The organism is Marinobacter sp. F4218, from assembly GCF_019443085.1.
Taxonomy (GTDB): Bacteria; Pseudomonadota; Gammaproteobacteria; order Pseudomonadales; family Oleiphilaceae; genus Marinobacter; species Marinobacter albus.
In genome coordinates this window covers 1852353-1871796 of record NZ_JAHZIL010000003.1, presented here as the reverse complement: position 1 = coordinate 1871796, position 19444 = coordinate 1852353, and the positions used below count along the sequence as shown (strand labels likewise).

Annotated in this window: 20 protein-coding genes; 9 read left to right on the top strand and 11 right to left on the bottom strand. The window is 60.7% G+C overall.

Features of this window, described 5'->3' with window-relative positions; genetic code table 11:
• Positions 1–54: 54 nt before the first annotated feature.
• The 6 genes from K0B93_RS12555 to K0B93_RS12530 all read right to left on the bottom strand — a co-directional run bounded on the left by K0B93_RS12555 (position 55) and on the right by K0B93_RS12530 (position 5452).
• Positions 55–1266, bottom strand: a complete 1212-nt coding sequence (locus K0B93_RS12555) for a YbfB/YjiJ family MFS transporter (protein ID WP_219867531.1) — start codon at positions 1264–1266, stop codon at positions 55–57.
• Between the two features lie 91 nt (positions 1267–1357).
• The gene (locus tag K0B93_RS12550) at positions 1358–2023 is read right to left on the bottom strand and encodes an SCO family protein (protein ID WP_219867530.1); all 666 of its coding nucleotides are present in this window, start codon (positions 2021–2023) and stop codon (positions 1358–1360) included.
• Positions 2024–2051: 28 nt separating this feature from the next.
• A complete protein-coding gene (gene cyoE / locus K0B93_RS12545; RefSeq protein ID WP_219867529.1) occupies positions 2052–2972 on the bottom strand; it encodes a heme o synthase in 921 nt (306 codons plus the stop codon).
• Complete coding sequence (locus K0B93_RS12540) at positions 2969–4024, bottom strand: COX15/CtaA family protein (protein WP_219868117.1); 1056 nt, start codon at positions 4022–4024, stop codon at positions 2969–2971. Before K0B93_RS12540 ends, cyoE begins: the two co-directional genes overlap by 4 nt.
• A 65-nt stretch (positions 4025–4089) precedes the next feature.
• Positions 4090–4734: a hypothetical protein gene (locus tag K0B93_RS12535; protein WP_228743365.1), complete on the bottom strand. Its 645-nt coding sequence runs from the start codon at positions 4732–4734 to the stop codon at positions 4090–4092.
• A complete protein-coding gene (locus tag K0B93_RS12530; RefSeq protein WP_219867528.1) occupies positions 4715–5452 on the bottom strand; it encodes an SURF1 family protein in 738 nt (245 codons plus the stop codon). Before K0B93_RS12530 ends, K0B93_RS12535 begins: the two co-directional genes overlap by 20 nt.
• 79 nt (positions 5453–5531) lie before the next feature.
• On the opposite strand from K0B93_RS12530, the gene K0B93_RS12525 reads away from it, so the two are divergent.
• Positions 5532–5735, top strand: a complete 204-nt coding sequence (locus K0B93_RS12525) for a twin transmembrane helix small protein (protein ID WP_219867527.1) — start codon at positions 5532–5534, stop codon at positions 5733–5735.
• A 9-nt stretch (positions 5736–5744) separates the two neighbouring features.
• On the opposite strand, the gene K0B93_RS12520 is transcribed toward K0B93_RS12525, so the two are convergent.
• From K0B93_RS12520 to coxB, 4 genes are read right to left on the bottom strand one after another with little or no spacing between them, the layout of a single operon-like run.
• On the bottom strand, positions 5745–6632 hold the full coding sequence (locus K0B93_RS12520) for a cytochrome c oxidase subunit 3 (protein ID WP_219867526.1): 888 nt from the start codon (positions 6630–6632) through the stop codon (positions 5745–5747).
• A 16-nt stretch (positions 6633–6648) separates the two neighbouring features.
• A complete protein-coding gene (locus K0B93_RS12515; RefSeq protein ID WP_219867525.1) occupies positions 6649–7230 on the bottom strand; it encodes a cytochrome c oxidase assembly protein in 582 nt (193 codons plus the stop codon).
• Positions 7231–7263: 33 nt separating this feature from the next.
• A complete protein-coding gene (gene ctaD, locus K0B93_RS12510; protein WP_219867524.1) occupies positions 7264–8847 on the bottom strand; it encodes a cytochrome c oxidase subunit I in 1584 nt (527 codons plus the stop codon).
• Positions 8848–8904: 57 nt separating this feature from the next.
• Entirely contained in the window at positions 8905–10029 is a 1125-nt protein-coding gene (gene coxB / locus K0B93_RS12505) for a cytochrome c oxidase subunit II (protein ID WP_219867523.1), read from the bottom strand.
• Positions 10030–10231: 202 nt separating this feature from the next.
• Between coxB and K0B93_RS12500 the strand changes: the two genes are divergently transcribed.
• The 7 genes from K0B93_RS12500 to K0B93_RS12470 all read left to right on the top strand — a co-directional run bounded on the left by K0B93_RS12500 (position 10232) and on the right by K0B93_RS12470 (position 17192).
• Positions 10232–11560: an MATE family efflux transporter gene (locus tag K0B93_RS12500; RefSeq protein WP_219867522.1), complete on the top strand. Its 1329-nt coding sequence runs from the start codon at positions 10232–10234 to the stop codon at positions 11558–11560.
• Positions 11561–11759: 199 nt separating this feature from the next.
• Entirely contained in the window at positions 11760–12410 is a 651-nt protein-coding gene (locus tag K0B93_RS12495; RefSeq protein WP_219867521.1) for a hypothetical protein, read from the top strand.
• 13 nt (positions 12411–12423) lie between these two features.
• The gene (locus K0B93_RS12490) at positions 12424–13065 is read left to right on the top strand and encodes a methylamine utilization protein (RefSeq protein WP_228743364.1); all 642 of its coding nucleotides are present in this window, start codon (positions 12424–12426) and stop codon (positions 13063–13065) included.
• Entirely contained in the window at positions 13065–15419 is a 2355-nt protein-coding gene (locus tag K0B93_RS12485) for a putative bifunctional diguanylate cyclase/phosphodiesterase (protein ID WP_219867520.1), read from the top strand. Before K0B93_RS12490 ends, K0B93_RS12485 begins: the two co-directional genes overlap by 1 nt.
• Positions 15416–16291: a DUF3034 family protein gene (locus tag K0B93_RS12480; protein WP_219867519.1), complete on the top strand. Its 876-nt coding sequence runs from the start codon at positions 15416–15418 to the stop codon at positions 16289–16291. Before K0B93_RS12485 ends, K0B93_RS12480 begins: the two co-directional genes overlap by 4 nt.
• 1 nt (position 16292) lies before the next feature.
• Positions 16293–16742 (top strand): group I truncated hemoglobin, encoded by a 450-nt coding sequence (locus K0B93_RS12475; protein ID WP_219867518.1) that lies wholly within the window; start codon positions 16293–16295, stop codon positions 16740–16742.
• 63 nt (positions 16743–16805) lie between these two features.
• Complete coding sequence (locus K0B93_RS12470) at positions 16806–17192, top strand: DoxX family protein (protein ID WP_219867517.1); 387 nt, start codon at positions 16806–16808, stop codon at positions 17190–17192.
• A 6-nt stretch (positions 17193–17198) separates the two neighbouring features.
• Here the strand turns inward: K0B93_RS12470 and K0B93_RS12465 are convergent, their stop codons facing one another.
• Positions 17199–18998, bottom strand: coding sequence for a sensor domain-containing diguanylate cyclase (locus tag K0B93_RS12465; RefSeq protein ID WP_219867516.1), 1800 nt, complete (start codon positions 18996–18998; stop codon positions 17199–17201).
• A 161-nt stretch (positions 18999–19159) separates the two neighbouring features.
• On the opposite strand from K0B93_RS12465, the gene K0B93_RS12460 reads away from it, so the two are divergent.
• On the top strand, positions 19160–19390 hold the full coding sequence (locus K0B93_RS12460; RefSeq protein WP_219867515.1) for a DUF1653 domain-containing protein: 231 nt from the start codon (positions 19160–19162) through the stop codon (positions 19388–19390).
• The last annotated feature ends 54 nt before the right edge of the window (positions 19391–19444 follow it).

The window sequence follows — 19444 nt, the reverse complement described above, 5'->3', positions numbered from 1 at the left end:
GTCGTGACAGGTTACCACGGGCGCACCGCGATCAATCCCCCAAAACCAGCACTCCTAGAAAGAGCGGGCATGCCACTCCTCAGCCCGAGGCACAAAAAAGACAAACACCAGTCCGAATGCCAGAGCCGCCACCCCGATACCAAACGCCGATCCCAGGGTGCCCCCCATGTCCAGCCACTGCTTGGTCAACCAGGGCCCGACCATTTGGGTGAAGCCATAGAGCGCCACCATGGCAGCGGACAATCTGGGGCCCTGATGGGGATGAAGCGCCCGGCCAATGCGCTGGGTCAGCAGCACCGTGCCCAGAAAGGTACTGCCCACCAGGGCAGCGCACAGCACAAGGCCGACCGCCCCGGGCCAGAGCACCGCGGCCAGGACACCCAGTAGCTGAATCATGAAATTCAGCTTTAATGCAGGAAGATCGCCGATTTTCGCGCCCAGTTTGTTCCAGATCCAGGGAGCGGGGATGGTACACAAGGCCACAATCAGCCAGGTGCCATCGAGCATCCAGTGGTCGCCGGGGAGTTCCAGTGTCGCCAGCAGGGGCAGGAAGGTCATCGGCAGAATATAACCCAACCCCGCGCCGGCGTAGGACATGAACAGGGGAATACTGGCACGGTCCAGCAACGCCGTGGTGTCGGGCGTGTGACCGGACAGGTTTTGCGGTCGCACCGGAACCTCCAGTCTCATCAGCCTTGCGCCACCCCACCAGGCCAGCGGGATCGAGAGCAATGCCGCCGGCCACCAGCGCTGGGCACCCGCCAGCAGATCGGCCGTGCCGGAAACCAGACCACTGGATACCAGCAGGCCAAGACCGACGCCGATGTACACCAATCCGCTCATGGCGGCTCGATTGCGAAGCACCAGCCATTCCAGAATCAATGCCGGGGCGTGAACAAACACCATGCCGTTAGCGACACCATTGAGCCAGCGGCCGGCGGAGATCACGGTCAGGTTATCGATCTGGGTGACCAGCAGGGTGGTAAGTACATGGACCGCCAGCGCCACCGGTAACAGGATTCGGATCTGGTCGATGCGGTACCACCGGATGGCCATCAGCGCCCCCACCAGGTAGCCGAGGTAATTCCACGTGGCGACGGCAGCGCCTTCCCCGGCGCCAAACAGGCCATCCTCAACCAGATGAGGCAGCAACGGTGTGAAGATGAATCGCCCCAGGCCGTGGACGACCATCAGCACGATGGCGCCGGCCGCGAGCACGGAGAACAGTTGGCGAGGAGTGGTACAGCTTTGGAGATTGGAAGGCATGGGCTCGGCTCGTGGATTAACAGCCGGAAAGTCTAGGTCAGAACCGCAGGCCTGTCAGTTTGACCTTGGCCGAAGAGCCCGCTCAGGCGCTTCAGGAGCTGGCTTTTAGCCGGTTGTCCCGGGCCCACTCATAGATCCGTTCGAACGCTTCCGCGAGTGCTTCGGGATCATGGGGCGGCTGGATGACCGCGGCCAGCCTGCCATCCGGGTTCAGCAGCGCGAAATGGCCACTGTGGTCCACCAGCAGTTCACCGTCCACCTGACGATGGACAAACACCGCATTCAGGCTCTTGGCGAGCGCCCGCAGGGTCTCCAGGTCACCGGTCAGCCCGTGGAAGTCGTCGCCGAAGAAGTCGGTGTAGGCCTTGAGCTTTTCCGGGGTGTCGTGCTCCGGATCGGCGCTGACCAGCAGGTAATCCGGTTGTGGTAATTCGCTCGAAAGCAGTTGCTCGGTGCGCCGGAGGTTTGCCATGGCCGCAGGACAGATATCCGGGCAGTTGGTGTAACCAACGAACGCAAACGTCCAACGGCCCTTCAGGCTTTCCCGGGTCACGGTTTCACCCTTCTCGTTGGTCAGGGTGAACTCCACCAGTTCCCGGGGCTGGTCATAGACATAGGTATTCAGCTCGACCAGTTCAGGTGCCGGTTCCGGCTGCTGGTCTCCGACCAGGTAAACCTGGCGCCCGATCACCAGTCCGAAGATCAGAATCACCAGCAGCAGTAACAAAAACAGGGTCAGGCGAATCGAGCTGTTCATCTAGGTTCCAGTAAAACACCGTTCTGAGTCAGAAGAATACAAAATGATCCACCAGCAAGACCACGAACAGCGCCATCAGGTAGGTAATGGAGTACTTGAAGGTGGTCAGCGCAACCCGGCGGTCATCGCCTTTCAGCAATCGAACCGCATAGTGCAGGAAACGCAGGCCAAGGGCCAGGGCACCCACCAGGTAGATACCGCCGGACATGCCGGTCACAAAGGGCAGCAGGCTGACCGCCAGTAACATGAAGGTGTACAGCAGGATATGCAGCTCGGTGTACTTGTTGCCATGGGTGACCGGCAACATGGGAATACCGGCCTTGGCATACTCTTCCTTGCGATGGATGGCCAGGGCCCAGAAATGGGGAGGCGTCCAGGCGAAGATGATCAGCACCAGCAACAGCGCGTGGCCCTCCACCTGGCCCGTTACCGCGGTCCAGCCCAGCAGTGGCGGCATGGCACCGGCGAGACCGCCGATGGTGATGTTCTGCGGCGTCGCGCGCTTCAGGAACAGGGTGTAGACGCCCGCATAGCCCACCAGGGACGCCAGGGTCAGCCAGGCGGTCAGTTCGTTCACCTGCCACATCAGTACCGCCATACCGATCGTCGCCAGAAGCGTGGCGAACAGAATGGCGTCGACCGGGGAAATCTTGCCGGTGGCGACCGGGCGTTTGCGGGTCCGCGCCATGACGGTGTCGATCTTCTGGTCAACGACGTGGTTGACCACCGCGGCAGCACCTGCCAGCAGGGCGATACCGAGGTTGCCATACAGCAGAACCTCCCAGCCCGGCACCCCCGGCGCCGCCAGCAACATGCCGATCACGGAGGTCAGGATCATCAGTGCGACCACCCGGGGCTTGGTCAGCTCCAGGTAATCCCGCCAGGAAATGGGTGTGCTGGATTCGTGGGCCGTTGTCTGGGCCGGCAGTGCTTCCACTCGCTCACTCATGCCGTAACCTCCCGGTTAATTGTTGTTGGGTGTGTCGCGTCCGCGGTGTGCGCCTGAACAAGTTTGTGGTTCCGCCAGATCAGGTGGACCACGGTCAGCAGCAGGCCCGCACCCATGGCGTTATGGGCCACCGCGATACTCAGAGGAATATTGAAGAAGACATTGGCCAGGCCCAGTCCGATCTGGGCCGCGAGGGCCACGGCCACTAGACCGATGGCACCAGAGAGGCCCGACGTTTGGCGCCTGCGCCACATCAGTGCCAGCAGAACGGCGAAGTAGCCGAGTACCACCATCGCGCCAAGCCGGTGGGTGACATGAATCGCCACCCGGCCATCGTTGGTGAGCTGGCCTCCAAGGTAGTTCGGGCCCACGTGCTGGGTAACATCGAAACCGTGTTGGAAGTCCATATCAGCCGGCCACCACTGGCCCTGGCAGGTGGGCAGGTCGGTACAGGCTACCGCCGCGTAGTTGGCCGCGGTCCAGGCACCCAGGGCAATCTGCACCACAATCAGGAACAGGCCGGCGTACAGCCACGGACTGAAGGCCGGGGAGGTTTGCCCGGACACCGGAGGGTTGCGGTACGGGCTCCGCGCTCTTAGCCGGAGTGCCAGCAAGGTCAGCAGGGTCAAAGTGGTGAAGCCACCGAGCAGGTGCAGGGCAACGACCTGGGGCCAGAGCTTCAGGGTGACCGTCCACATGCCGAAGGCTCCCTGCAGGATAATGAACCCGGCAATGAACAGCGGCAATTTGACCGGGACACCGGTTTTTCGATGGCGGACGGCGTAGGCCGCCAGCCCGAAGACGACAAGGCCCAGGGTGCCCGCGGCGTATCGATGGATCATCTCGGGCCAGCCTTTCTCCACATCCACCGGGGTCTCCGGAAAACGGGCATTGGCAATCGCAATACTGGATTCACTCTGGGGCACCGTCAGGAAGCCGTAGCAGCCAGGCCAGTCCGGGCAGCCAAGACCGGCATGGACGAGCCGCGTCCAGGCGCCCAACATGATCACCACCACCGCCAGAAGAGCGGCGATCAGCGCCCAGGTCCCCATGCGGCGGGCGTGGGTGGACGGGATTGAAAACTGCTGGTTCAAGGCCGGATCCTCCAAGCCATTGCTCATCCGATCTGGGAAATCTTGAGCAGGTGCTTGAGGTCCTCAAGCAGCTCTTTGCCAGTGTTGCCGGCCCCGTAATGCATCATCAGGTTGCCGAACGGATCCACCAGCAGAATTCGCGGTTCAGCCTCGGGGTCGATACCCGCAGGCCAGGCCGGAGTGGTTCCCGGCGCGGGGATCAGCCGCTCCATCAGGCTGTATTCCGTCTGCCAGCGGGATGCCAGCTCCGCCGGCACGCTGCCCAGAGCGGCGGCACGGGACACCCGATTGGCGTTCTTGCCCAGGGCAATGTTGACCTGCCGGGCCAGGTACAGCAGCTCTTCACACTCGCTACCGCACTCGCCAGACACCACCATCAGCATCCATTGGGGCTCGACCTGGTCCGGCCCGAACCGTTCCGTCAGGGGCTTGCCTGCCGCGGTTTCCAGATTGAGTGTCTCGACCGGCACCACCGGCTGGATGAGAGTGCCATTGTTGGTATGGCCAGCCGGATTCAGCCAGCCGGTGTAGAACATGATGGTGGCAAAGACCATCGGTCCAAAACCGATGGCGAACAGCAACAGAGCGGTGCGGCGTCCGCGCCGGACCTGCTCTGGTGAGGGTCCGTCGTTCTGGTCGGGTATCCGGTTAGCCATTGTCGTTGTCATTATTGGCTCCTGTCTTTCGGTAACTCGCTACTACCGTCAATATACTCAGTACAACCGCCAGCGCAAACCATTGAGTGGCGTATCCGTAATGGGTCTGTGGTCCCATCAGATCCGGTGCCCAGTCCGCGCGAAAGGCGCCCGGCTGGTCATTGCCGTCCAACCTCACGATGGCCCGCGGCAACGCCGGCACGTCCCGGGCGGCAACCGCCCTCGGCAGGCTCTGCACGCGCCGGGGCCATCCCTGCTCAGGGCCGGTCTGGTCCGTGAGGACCGGCGGTTCCGGGTAATCGCTGAGACGTCCCGCCAGCTCAACCTTCCCCTCCGGCGTACCAACCTCCGGCAATTCCTCCCGGGTTCGTGGAGCCTGGAGCCAGCCCCGGTTCACCAGGACCGGCGGGCCTTCGAGCGGGTAAAACACTGTTAGCACTTCGTAGCCCGGGGCGCCGTCCCGGGTTCGATTGTCCAGTAACCAGCTGCGCTCATCGTAGGTCCCGGAAAGGGCAACCGGCCGCCCTGCATCCAGGCCCTGGCGAACCAGTTCCGGCCATTCCAGATCCAGCGCGTCCTGCTGCCATTGGTCGAGCATCTGCTGCTTCTGACCTGCCCGGTCCAGTTGCCAGAACCCCAGTCCAATGAGCAGTGGCAAAAAAACACCGGCGAACAGCAACAGCCGCCAATCGAACTGCCAGTGACGGCGATTGCCCTGTGCATCAGACATGCTCTGCTATAGTGACCTCTGGGTTGTGTGGAACTCGCCAGCCCGCCGACCAACAATGCCTATGAATCCGGGAAATTCCATGCTTAAAGCCGTAATCGTTGTGTTGATGCTGGCCGTGATTGTCAGTCTGTTCAGCGGCCTGTTCTTTCTCATCAAGGATGGCGGAAAAACCAATCGGGTGGTGAACTCCCTGGCGGTCCGGGTCACGCTCAGTGTACTGCTCCTGGCGGTAATTCTGGTTGCGCTGTGGCAGGGCGCCCTGACACTGAATCCGACGCCCTGACCGGCATACTCAGAGGATGTAAACGAACACGAACAGGCCCAACCAGACCACATCCACAAAGTGCCAGTACCAGGCGGCTGCTTCAAAACCGAAGTGGTTGTCTGCCGTGAAGTGTCCCTTGCTGATGCGAGCCAGCATGATGATCAGCATCAGTGACCCCAGCATCACGTGGGCTCCGTGAAAGCCCGTCAGCATGAAAAAGGTACTGCCGTAGATGCCGGACTTCAGTGTCAGGTCCAGATCCTGGTAGGCATGCATGTACTCGTAGCCCTGAACGAACAGGAACACCAGGGCAAGGGCGATGGTCAGGCCGAGCCAGAGTTTGGTTTTGGCCCGATGGCCCGCTTTCAGGGCGTGGTGAGCAACCGTCACGGTGAACGAGGACGTCACCAACAGAATCGTATTCATCAGGGGCAGACCCCAGGCGCTGATCACCTCCTTGGGTCCGGGATAGGCTTCCGGATCCGGGTTGTTGATCAAAGGCCAGGTGGCCTGAAACCCTTCCCAGAGCATGTTGGAACTGCCGCGATCACCCTCGCCACCGAGCCAGGGCACAGCAAAAACGCGCGCGTAGAACAGAGCGCCGAAGAAGGCAGCAAAGAACATCACCTCAGAAAAGATAAACCAGCTCATGCCCCACCGGAAGGAGCGATCCATCTGGGGGCTGTAGAGCCCCGCCCGGCTTTCCCGGATCACATTGCCAAACCAGCCGAACAGCATGTACGCCATGATCAGCGCACCGATCATGAACATCACCCAGGAGCCTGTCGTGCTTTCGCCCTGGTTGCCGTTGACCATGATGGAGGCTACCCCGTACAGGGTTAACCCAAGCCCGACGGTGGCAATAATGGGCCATTTGCTCTGTTCAGGAACGTAATAGGTCTGGTTATCCGCCATGACACTCTCCGATGGCTTAGCCGTTTTCGTTTGTTGTTGTGATTGCTCGAACAGTCCCCGACACCTTTGCCTGTTTACTCTGGTCATACAGGGTATAGGACAGGGTCAGCTTGGTTATGTGCGCAGGCAGATCCCGGTCCACGATAAATACCAGAGGCATTTCCGTGCTTTCCCCGGCCGCCAGGGGCTGCTGGTTGAAACAGAAGCACTCGGTCTTGTGAAAGTACAGCGTGCCTTCCGAGGGTGAGAGACTGGGAACCGCCTGACCGACCATTGCCACTGCTGTGGGGTTTTGGGCGAAGAAATTCACCGTCACCGGCTCTCCTGGATGAACCTCGATGCTGCGGGTCACCGGCCGGAACGTCCAGGGCATGCCCGGCCCGTTCTGGGCCAGAAACTGGACCTGCACGGTGCGGGTCACATCGGCGTCGGCGCCCACGGTTGCCTCGTACCGGCCGCCGGTCTTGCCATTGATACCCGTCAGCTCGCAGAACACGTCGTACAGGGGCACCAGGGCAAAGCCGAACGCGAACATACCTATCACGCCCGCCATGCACCAGGTGATGACCCGCGCATTGCTGCGCGCGGGTCGTGCCAATGCCGATGTCCGATCGTCCACCCGCGGCCCCGCTTATTTCACTTCCGGTGGCGTGACAAAGGTGTGGTAGGGCGCCGGCGATGCCACCGTCCATTCCAGACCCTCCGCACCATCCCAGGGCTTGGCCGCTGCTTCCTTTCCGCCACGGATACACTTCACCACGATGAACAGGAACAACAGCTGGGTCGCCCCGAACATGAATGCCCCGACGCTGGAGACCATATTGAAGTCGGCGAACTGCAGCGCGTAGTCCGGAATCCGGCGCGGCATACCCGCCAGGCCCAGGAAGTGCATCGGGAAGAACGCCAGGTTCATGCCGATGAACGACAGCCAGAAATGGGTCTTGGCCAGGGTTTCGTCGTACATGTGGCCGGTCCACTTGGGCAGCCAGAAGTAGGCGGAGGCGAAGATGCCGAAGATGGCTCCCGGTACCAGAACGTAATGGAAGTGGGCCACCACGAAGTAGGTGTCGTGGTACTGGAAGTCCGCCGGCGCAATAGCGAGCATCAGCCCGGAGAAGCCACCGATGGTGAACAGGATGACAAAGGCCACCGCAAACAGCATGGGCGCTTCAAAGCTGAGCGCGCCGCGGAACATGGTGGCGACCCAGTTAAACACTTTTACCCCGGTTGGCACCGCAATCAGCATGGTGGCGTACATGAAGAACAGCTGACCGGCGATGGGAATACCCACGGTGAACATGTGGTGCGCCCAGACCACGAAAGACAGCAACGCAATCGCACCCACGGCATAAACCATGGAGGCATAACCGAACAGGGGCTTGCGGGAGAACGCCGGAATGATGTGGGAGACCGCCCCGAAGGCCGGCAGGATCATGATGTAGACCTCGGGATGCCCGAAGAACCAGAACACATGCTGGAACAGCACCGGGTCACCACCGCCGGAGGCATCAAAGAAGCTGGTGCCGAAGTTGATGTCCATCAGCATCATGGTCACCACCCCGGCCAGAACCGGCATGACCGCGATCAGCAGGAACGCGGTGATCAGCCAGGTCCAGACGAACAGCGGCATTTTCATCAGGGTCATGCCCGGTGCCCGCAGGTTGAGGATGGTGGCAATCACGTTGATCGCGCCCATGATCGAGGAAATCCCCATGATGTGGACGGCAAAGATAAAGAAGGTGGTACTGGGCGGCCCGTAGGTCGTCGAGAGGGGCGCGTAGAAGGTCCAGCCGAAGTTGGGTGCACCACCTTCCATGAAGAGGGTGGACACCAGAATCAGGAAGGCACAGGGCAGCAGCCAGAAGCTCCAGTTATTCATCCGTGGAAGTGCCATGTCCGGCGCGCCGATCATCAGCGGAATCATCCAGTTTGCCAGACCGACAAAGGCCGGCATCACCGCACCGAAGACCATGATCAGGCCGTGCATCGTGGTCATCTGGTTGAAGAATTCCGGCTGCACGATTTGCAGCCCGGGCTGGAAAAGTTCTGCCCGGATGACCATGGCCATGGTTCCGCCCAGCAGGAACATGGCGAAACTGAATATCAGGTACATGGTCCCGATATCCTTGTGGTTCGTGGTCAACAGCCAGCGGCTGAAACCTTTTGCCGGGCCGTGATGATGATCCTGGGCGTGGGTATCTGCAACCGCACTCATGAAAACCCCCGTTACCGCCATTTATTGTGGCTGGTGATATCTGTTATCTGGCGTTGATTACTGCTGGTTCTTGTAATCAAAAATTTCTTTCGGAGTGACCATTTCGCCGGTGTTGTTACCCCAGGCATTACGCTCGTAGGTAATCACCGCGGCCAGGTCCACTTCACTGAGCTGGCCACCGAAGGCCTGCATGGCCGTCCCGGACTTGCCGTTCACCACAATATCGATGTGGGCAGCCATGTCCTCGGTGGCAATCGGACTCCCCTTGAGCGCCGGGAACGCCGGGGGCGCGCCGCTTCCGTCGGCCTGGTGACATGCCGCACAGGCCGTTTGATAGGCCTTCTCGCCGCGCTCCATGAGTTCGGCCATGGTCCAGTCTTTCTGGGTCAGCTCGCGCTCTTTCTGGGCCGCAACTTTCTGCTCGGCCACCCAGGTGTTGTATTCCTCTTCCGGCACCGCCTTCACCACCACCGGCATGAAGCCGTGGTCCTTGCCGCACAGTTCAGTACACTGGCCGCGGTAGGTGCCGGGTTTGTCGACCCGGGTCCAGGTCTCGTTGATAAAGCCGGGAATGGCATCCTTTTTCACGCCGAAGTCCGGGACCCACCAGGAATGAATCACGTCGTTGGCGGTCAGCAGAAACCGCACCTTTTTACCCACGGGAATGATCAGCGGGTTATCCACCTCCAGCAGGTAGTTCTCACCCTTGGCCTGGCGGTTGTTGATCTGTTCCCGGGGCGTCGACAGGTTGGAGAAGTAGCCGAAATCCTCGTTGATGTACTCGTACTGCCATTTCCACTGGTAGCCCGTCACCTTGATGTCCACGTCAGACTCGGTGGTGTCGTACATGTCGACCAGGGTCGCGGTGGCCGGAATGGCCATTACCACAAGGATGACAAACGGAATGATGGTCCAGAGAATCTCTACCAGGGTGTTCTCATGAAAATTCGCAGGCTTGTGACCCTGGGATTTTCGATGGGCAAAGATGGACCAGAACATAACTCCAAAAACCACGACGCCAATGGCGACGCAGATCCAGAGAATGATCATATGAAGGCTGAATATCTCGTTACTGGTGCCGGTAACCCCCGGGGTCATGTTCAGAGTCCAGTCCGCCATGGACCAGGCGGGGAACATCAGACCGCCTAAAAGGGCACCTGCCCGCTGAGCGTGCACGCGCATACTGTGTCTCCACAGAGTGTTATTCTTGTCGGATTTGCGTTATCCCACTGATCTTTCCGGCGCTCGCATACACCTGAAAAATCAGAGTGGAAGCCTGCTTATGGATACCTCACAGTCGAGTATAGACACAGATCGGGAAAAGGCTAAAAAATCGGTTAAATCCAAAACTGCTAACCACAGGATCTTAAGAATCAAAGCGAATATGAAACCTTCCCTGCCGGCCACAGACCGGCGACTCTGGGCGCTGGCGTGGCCATTGATGCTGACCAACCTGACGGTGCCGTTGCTTGGTCTAGTGGACACCGCAGTCCTTGGCCATCTGGAGAGCCCGGAATACCTGGGTGCGGTGGCCGTCGGCGCCAATCTGTTCAGCATCCTCTACTGGACGTTCGGGTTCATGCGCATGGGCACCACCGGCCTCGCCGCCCAGGCCTGGGGCAAACGCGACAGCTTTGGCCAGATTGCCCTGCTGCTGCGCTCCGTCCTGCTGGCCGTCGGTATTGGCCTGCTGCTGATCCTGCTGCACCAGCCTCTGATCTCGCTGGGGCTGACCCTCATGAACCCCAGCCCGGACGTGACTGGCCTGGCCGCGGAATACGCCGCCATCCGGATCTGGAGCGCCCCGGCCGTTCTCTGCCAGTACACACTGGTGGGCTGGCTGATCGGCACCCAGTTTCCGCGCGGCCCGATGATCATGCTGATCGTGGCCAACGGCCTGAACATCGCCCTCGACGTTCTGTTTGTCACCGGACTGGGCTGGAACAGCCGGGGCGTAGCCATCGCCACGGTCATTGCCGAGTACGGTGCCGCCGCCATTGGTTTTGCGATCGTGCTGTCCCGGATGCCCGAGGGTCAGACACTCACCCGCGCCCTGTTCGGGGAGCTGGCGGACTACCTGAAAATCCTGCGGGTTAACCGCTACATCATGGTCCGCACGGTGGCGCTGCTGCTGGTGCTCGCCTTTTTCACCGCTCAGGGCGCCCGACAGGGCGATACCATTCTCGCCGCCAACGCGGTGCTGATTACCTTTCTGCTGATCATCTCCAATGCGCTCGACGGATTTGCCAACGCCGCTGAAGCCTTGGTCGGCGAAGCCATCGGCAAGGGCAGCCGGCGACGGTTCCGGGTGGTTTTCCAAAGTGCGCTGCGCTGGTCGCTCTGGGGAGCCCTTTTGCTGACCATCGTCTTCGTCGTCGGGGGGCGTGGCCTGATTGCACTGCTGACCGGCATCGAAGCGGTACGCATCACCGCTTGGCAATACCTGCCCTGGCTGTGGTTACTGCCATTTGCCGCGGTCTGGGGGTTCCTGCTGGACGGTATCTTTATCGGCGCCACCCGCACCCGAGACATGCAGAACACCATGCTGTTTTCGGCGCTGGGGGTCTTTCTTCCGGTGTGGTGGCTGACGACTGCCTGGGGCAATCACGGCCTCTGGTTCTCCCTGATCTGCCTTATGCTGGCACGGGCTCTCAGCATGGGCTGGCTGTGCTGGTCACACACCCGAAATGGGCTCTGGTTCAACGGACATTGAGACCCTGTTCAAGCTGTAACATTTCGCCTTCTGAATTTCGGGTCGGGGAACCGGCAAGGCGCAAAATGTCGACTACACTTGTCAGAAATGGCAGGCCTGTTGCGGTCCTTCAACCCCTGCTTTCCTGCCCTGTTACTCGTTTCGGACAACGGGAGGCGCCTTGCGACCTCAATTCGTTCAGACATCGGCTTCTCCTGAAATGACACCACAGGTAGTTCTCGAAATCATCGATCAGGCACGGCGCAAGGAAGCCCGTTCAGGTACCTTTCTCCAGCAGCTCCGTGAGAAAGCCGCCGGTCTGCCCGCGTCTGTAATGATTGAAGGCTACCAGCCTGCGACCTGCCTGTTCCAGTTTGCCGTTGAGTACATTGAAATGGCGCCACGCCTGATCGAATGCGTGGAAGCCTGCGCCCGGGAAGCGGGTAAAGCCGAGCTGTTCGAACCCTTCGTAGAGTCTGCCACCCGATACTTCACCCAGCCCTCAGCACTGCTCGTGAAATACGATGGCCTCGACGGCTTGCTGATCCGCGCCTACCTCTGCCATCGCCTGATGGAAGAAATGTATGAGAACAACCGTTCAATCCGGGCCAGTGAATTGGTGGATCTGGAAGCTACCCGTGCTAACCTGTTGGCTCACCAGCTTATTGGCGAGCCGTTTGCCAATGAGCTGGACGATTCCATTACCGTGACCGTGCTGCAGATTGCGGGTACGCCTGACTACTATGAACTGAACCTGGATCCGTTTGTTGATCAGGTCAACAATGCCGCCTGGGACTGGATGCGGCACTACTGGGAAAACCTGCTGGTAAGGAACCACATTCGATTTTCTCTGGGGTCCGGTTTGGCCTGAAAGGTTCAGAAGTTTGATAAAGAAACTGCTTGTCGTTGTGCTGGTACTCCTGACTTGGTCCACACCAGTTCTGGCATCAGAGCTCACTGTCACAGTGACAGACAGTGGCAGTAACGAGCCTGTTCCCGATGCTGTCGTCTATCTGGACCGCATTGATACGCTCACGCCGGTGACAGCAGAGATTTACCAGAAGGACCGCGCATTCCACCCGACCGTGTTGATCGTTCCGGTCGGATCCCTGGTCGAGTTTCCAAACCGCGACAACACCCAGCATCACGTCTATTCATTTTCACCCGCGAAGACCTTCAACATTGAGCTCTACGCCGGCAAGCCGGAAGCGCCGATCCTGTTCGACAAGCCGGGCGTTGTGGAGCTGGGCTGCAACATCCATGATCGGATGCGGGCCTTCATCATCGTCACCGACACCAACGCCATCGGGAGAACCGACGCCGAGGGCAGGATCACACTGGCAACGAGTGCCGAAACCGGCCCGCTCACGGTGAATATCTGGCATCAGCGCCTGCCCGACAATACCCGGCCGGTGGAGCGGAAACTGGACAACCTTGTCGCACAAACCCTGACCATTAATCTGGCTCCGAAGCCAGAAACGGATGACGCCATTAACCTCCTGCAGCAACGGTTTCGGGAACTCTGATGAGACTTGCTGAGCGCATGGGGTTCCGGGGTCGGCTGATTGCCGCGATGATTGCCCTGGTAGTGCTCGTCAGTCTCGTGATTGGTGCACTGTTGATGGTGTATCTGTTTGAGGACGAAAAAAGTCGCGCCGGGGAACAGCTCACGATCGGTGAACGGATGGCCCGGGAGATTCTGGAACGGCGAACAGATCTGAACCTGTCCCGGCTGTCGGTGGTCGTGCAGGATTTTGGCTTCCGCTCGGCAGTGGCCAGCGGCGATCCGGCGACCATCGACAGCGCTCTGGAGAACCACAGCCGGCGGGCCCGGGCGGATTTCGCACTGCTGGTCAGCAGCGCAGGCGACCTTCTGGCTTCCACCCTGAACCACCAGGTTCCGGACGTCTGGAGCCCTCTGAACCAGCCGGGGTCGCCCCCCGGCAGTGCCCGAACCTTCATTCACATCGGCGGCCAGGGCTATGAAGTTCTCAACGTTCCGGTCGAAGGCCCGGGACTCCGGGCCACGCTCGTTGCCGGTTTTGCTCTTGACCAGCCGCTGGCTGACCTGATTGCCCGTCTGAGCGGAACCGAGGTCATTTTCAGGGCTCGGACAAATGCCGACGAGGCCTTCCAGGTGCTGGCGGCGACGGGTAGCCGCGAGATGCCCATGGAACAGGAACTGACCCCGGCACCCCAGGCCAGAAGCCTTCTGGATCCCGCCCGATATTTCAGTCGTACGATCAACCTCGGTGGCACTTCCGCGTCGGAGATCGAGATCGTCCTGATGATCAGTCGCGAAGCCAGCCTGCAAAACTACTACGCCCGGGCGAAGGAAATCGCCCTGCTGGTCAGCGCTATCCTTGTCTTCGCCATCCTGCTGGCCCTGATCATTGCCCGCTACCTGGGCAAACCCTTGCTGCAGCTTGCCGACTACGCCCGGGCCGTGGGTGATGGCGAGAACCCGACTCCTCCCGAATTCCGGACCGGGGGCGAGCTGAAACGGCTCAGGAACGCCCTTGGCGATATGCTCGTGGGTCTGCGCGAGCGAGAAGCCCAGATCCGCTACGCGGCAACCCATGATGATGTCACCGGCCTGGGGAACCGGAACGCGCTGATGCAGTCGGTCCGGGAACTGTTCGACGAGCAGGGCGCCTGTACCCTGATCGGGGTTCGGCTGGATGACCTGTCCGACGTCAATGACACCCTGGGCCTGGAGTTCGGAGACAAGGTACTGACCGGCATTGCCGAGCGCTTGCAGACGGAACTGCCCGATGCACGCATTATTGCCCGAACCGGCGGCGGCGAGTTCCTTGCCCTGGTGCCACCCCGGAGCCCCGAGCACGTTGACTCGCTGACCCGCCGACTCCATGGCGTTATCGAGTCGCCGCTCCAGATCAACACTACGCCATTCTCCATCCACGCCGTCATGGTCACCATGGAGCTGCCTGCGGACGCGGGCAACACCAACGAACTGCGCCGCCGGCTGAACCTGATCTTCGAGCAGGCCCAGGAACACCCGGAACCGGTCACCCGCTACCAGCCAGGCCAGGATGAAAGTCACCTGCGCGAACTTCAGATCATTTCAGATCTGCATACGGCAATCACGACCAACGGCCTGCACATGAACTATCAACCGAAGCTGGATACCCGATCCGGGCGGTTGGTGCAGGTGGAGGCCCTCGTTCGCTGGATTCACCCGGAACTCGGCTTCGTTTCCCCCGAGGAGTTCATTTTCCTGGCCGAGCAGTCGGGACAGATCCATGATCTCACAGCCCATATCCTGGAACGCGTTGCCGCCGATACCAGGGCCTGGATGGAGCAGGGCATCGAAGCCGGTGTCGCCATCAACCTTTCAGCGAAGGACCTGACCTGGCCCGCCCTGACCGACCACGTGGCCGAAAATTTCGCCGACTGGCACCCCGACCTCAAACGCATCACCCTGGAAGTCACCGAAAGTGCCCTGATGGAGGATCCCGCCGAAGCACTGGCGACTCTGGACCGGCTCAAGGCGCTGGGAGTGACGCTGTCGGTGGATGATTTTGGAACCGGGTATTCCTCCCTGTCCCAGCTCCGCAAGCTACCGGTTCAGGAATTGAAGATCGACAAGTCGTTCGTCCTGAAACTGGACACCGAGCCCCAGGACCAACTGATCGTGAAGTCCACGATCGACATGGCCCACGGTCTGGGCCTGAAAGTGGTGGCGGAAGGCATCGAATCCCTGCAAGCCTGGCAGTTACTGCAGCAATGGGGCTGCGACCTGGCCCAGGGGTTCTACCTGAGCCGTCCCGTGGCCGGCGCCGAACTGGCAGAAACCGCGAAGGCTCTGGCTGCGCGGCATCAGGAACTGACCCAACGCACCACGGAGTATTCTCAATGAAAGACGTCCCGGTGCTGCTGGCGGCACTGCTGTTGCTGACCGCCCAGAGTGCGTTCGCTGACATCGGCAGCCGGATCTGGGCAACGGGTGGCGTAACCACCATTGAAGGCAGCGCCGGCGGCGGGCTTGTGCCTTGGGCTCTGCTCGGCAGCTACGCCAGCGACGAAGAGTGGGGCGGAACACTGGCCCTGAGCCGCGCGGAAACGGACGACTATACGCTTGCCGTCATCGGCGCCGGCATTAACTGGAATAATCGGGTGGAACTGACCGTGGCCCGGCAAAGTCTGGATCTGGACGCGCTGGTGTTCACCCTCAGCAACGGTTTTGGCCTGGAACAGGACGAACTGAACCAGGACATTTTCGGCGCCAAGATCCGGCTTGCCGGGGATGTTCTCTACAGTCCCTGGGGACAGTGGTCAGCCGGAATCCAGTACAAGCGGCAACGGGACTTCACGGTGCCCGCAGCCATCGGTGCCAGGGATGACAGCGGCACCGATGTCTATTTCAGTGGCAGCAAGGTGTTCTTTGCCGCGCTGTTTGACCGCAACCTCCTGGTGAATGCCACCGCGCGGGCGACCCGGGCCAATCAGGGCGGACTGCTGGGCTTTGGTGGCGACCGCAACAACAGCTACGAAGTGATGGCGGAAGCCAGCGCTGGCCTGTTCCTCAACCGGCGCTGGCTGGTTGGGGCCGAATACCGGCAGAAGCCGGACAACCTTGGGTTTGCCGGGGAAGATGACTGGTGGGACCTGTTTGTCGCCTGGGTTCCGGACCGTCGCCTGGCGGTGACCGCAGCCGTGGTCAGCCTCGGCGACGTGGCAACACTGGAAGATCAACAGGGCCTGTACCTGTCACTGCAGGGGAGTTTCTGACATGACCCGCCTGATTTCCAAAGCGGCCATCCTTGGTCTCGTCGTTACCGCCGGCCTGACCCTGGCGGGCTGCCAGTCGGCTCCAGAAACGCCCGAGGCATCGCTGTACCAGAAGTTGGGTAAACGCGCCGGGATCGCTCAGATTGTCGAGGATCTGCTGTTTCTGATCGTCGACGACGAGCGCATCAATCAGCAGTTCAAGGGGTTGGACGTGGCCAGCTTCCATCGCAACCTGACGGACCAGCTGTGCCAGCTCAGTGGAGGTCCCTGCACCTACAGCGGTCGCGGGATGCGCGAGGTGCACGCCGACATGGCGATTACCGATACCCAGTTTAACGCCCTGACGGAAAACCTGATCCTGGCCATGGAGGAAAACGGCGTCGGCACCGGCGCCCAGAACCGGCTGCTGAAACGGCTCATTCCCCTGTACCCGGATGTCCGCAACCTTTGAGGGTCGGCCCCAACCGGGTATGCTTGCCAGCTGATCATTCACTGATATTGGGAGAACCCTGCCTTGCTAGAAAATGCCGATCTGGGGAAACTGATTATTCGCCTGACGCTGGGCGGCCTGATGCTGTTTCACGGCATTGCCAAACTGCTCAACGGCGTCGGTTTCATCGAGAGTGAACTGGCCAGCCATGGCCTGCCCGCCTTCTTCGCCTACGGCGTTTTCATTGGTGAACTGATCGCCCCGCTGATGGTGCTGTTGGGCTACCACACCCGAATCGGGGCCCTGTTGATCGTCTTCAACATGCTGGTCGCCATTGCCCTGGTACACAGCCACCAACTGCTGTCACTGGGTGGAAACGGTGGCTGGGCGCTTGAGCTCCAGGGTTTCTTCCTGTTTACCGCCGTGGGCCTGATATTCCTCGGGCCGGGCCGCTACAAACTGAAGAACTGACGCACACTAGGGCGCATCCGCGGACGCCGTGTGCGCTCCGCGGAAGGCCATCACCCGGTTGCGGCCTGCCCCCTTGGCCTCGTACAGGGCTTCGTCCGCTCGCCGGATCAGTTCGTCGTATGTTTCCTCCGGCGGGGGAATCACGGTGGCCACCCCCACGCTGACGCTGAGGTTCACCGCAGCTTCCTGGGCGCCCGGATACACCGTCGCATTCTCAATGGCCTGCCTCAGCCGCTCGGCCACCTGCAGCGCCCCGTCTTCCGGAGTAGTCGGCAGCAACACCGCGAATTCCTCGCCACCGAAACGGGCCAACAAGTCCCCGGAACGCTGGATCTCATGGGCGCAGATAGCGGCCACTGTGATCAGACAGTCGTCACCCACCAGGTGGCCATAACGATCATTGACCGACTTGAAATAGTCGATGTCCAGCAACAGCAGGCTGAGGGGCTGCCCGTGGCGGCCCGCCCGGGACCATTCGTCGCGAATCCGTTCATCGAACTGTCTCCGGTTCGGGATCTGGGTCAGGCCATCAGTGAAACTGATGGACCTGAGCCTTTGGTTGGCCCGCTCCAGTTCCTCCGTACGTTCGCAAACCCGCTCTTCCAGCGTCTGGTTGGCCTGGCGCTGAATCGCCAGGGCCTGCTCCTGGGCTTTCAGCCGGCGCCGGCGTTCCAGGTTGATGCGATGGGCGAGGGCAAACGACAGCAGAATCACCTCCAGGGCGACACCGATCTGGGGCCCGAACTCGGTCAGGAAGGTCCGCGGCAGATAGCCAAGTTTGCTGACCGCGAGAATCAGGTGCCCCAGCAGCAAGGGCGTCCAGGCCAGCACGTAGAAGCCCGCCAGTTTCTGACCCCGACACCAGATGTAGATACCAATCACCCAGGCCGCCGGCGTGGCGATCGCCGCCAGCACGGCCACCAGGGCAATGCCGGACTGGTAGGGGCCGAACAAGCCATAGACCACGCTGAGCCCCGATCCGATCATCAGCGCCATCAGGAAGTGGTAGCAAAATCGACTGTACCGGGCTACCGCCAGGAACTGGATGCTGAACATGATTGCGGCCATCATGGCCAGTCCAATGATGGGAACCGTGAAGTACCGGTTCAGAATGGGCAGGTCCGGCCACCACCACTGGAACAACAAACCGTGAAAGTTCAGGTGGACCAGCCCGGACGACACCACGGTCAGGACATACCAGAGATAGGTGGTCTGACGAACGATGAGGAACAGAAAGAGGTTATACAGCGCCAGGGCCACAATGATGCCAAGGAACATCGCCTGCCAGCCGTAGGTCAGCTGCTCGCCGGCCAGGAAGTCGGCCGAGGGCACCACCTCAATCGGGATCTGGACCGCCCCCTGGGTTTTCACCCGGACAAAGGCGGTGACCGTGTCGGTATTCGACGGCACCAGGAACACGAAATTGCGATGGTACAGGGGGCGGCTTGAAAACGGCCGTGAATCCCCGCTCTCATAGCGCCGGATGATGTCGCCGTCCCGAACCCAGAAGATGTCGACCACGTCCAGCAACGGATAGCGGATTTCCAGCACCCGGTTCTTCGGTTGGGGCGGTACAGTCACCTTGAGCCAGAAGGCACCGTCGCTGAAGCCGAGATTGAGCACCTGGTTGGGGTCGAAAGCCCGCCACTGATCGGGTTCCAGGGCCATGACCTCCCTGGCGCTCAGCTGGTCATCCCGGTCCTCCAGCCAGAGATAGTCTGAAGTGGCAGCGGATACCTGCCCCGCACCTGACAACAGGACCAGCAACAGGTACGACAAGACCGCTTTGATCGCAGGGTGGCTCATAGCGGGTTCCGGTTTCCGGGCCAGGCAACTTGAACTACACTTCGGGGTCCCTGAATAGAGATTCCGGGCACCTGGCAATACAATGCCCAAGTGTAAACTGTTCAAGCCGGGACGTCCCCTATACATGGGTAGACACTGACTTGCTCGCAAAGAGACCGTACATGACCGAAAACAAACACCCGATTCGACCGGGCCGTTACCGCCACTACAAGGGCAAGGATTACCAGGTCATCGATCTGGCCCGCCACAGTGAGACTGAGGAGTGGATGGTGGTGTACCGATGCCTGTATGGCGACCACAGCCTCTGGGTCCGGCCTCTGTCCATGTTTCGGGAAACCGTGGAACTGGCCGGAGAACAGGTGCCCCGCTTTTCCCGCGTCGGCGACGACTGATCACCAGCCCCTGCGCAACCATCCCGCTTTGACTGTCGCGGTCAATTCCTGCAC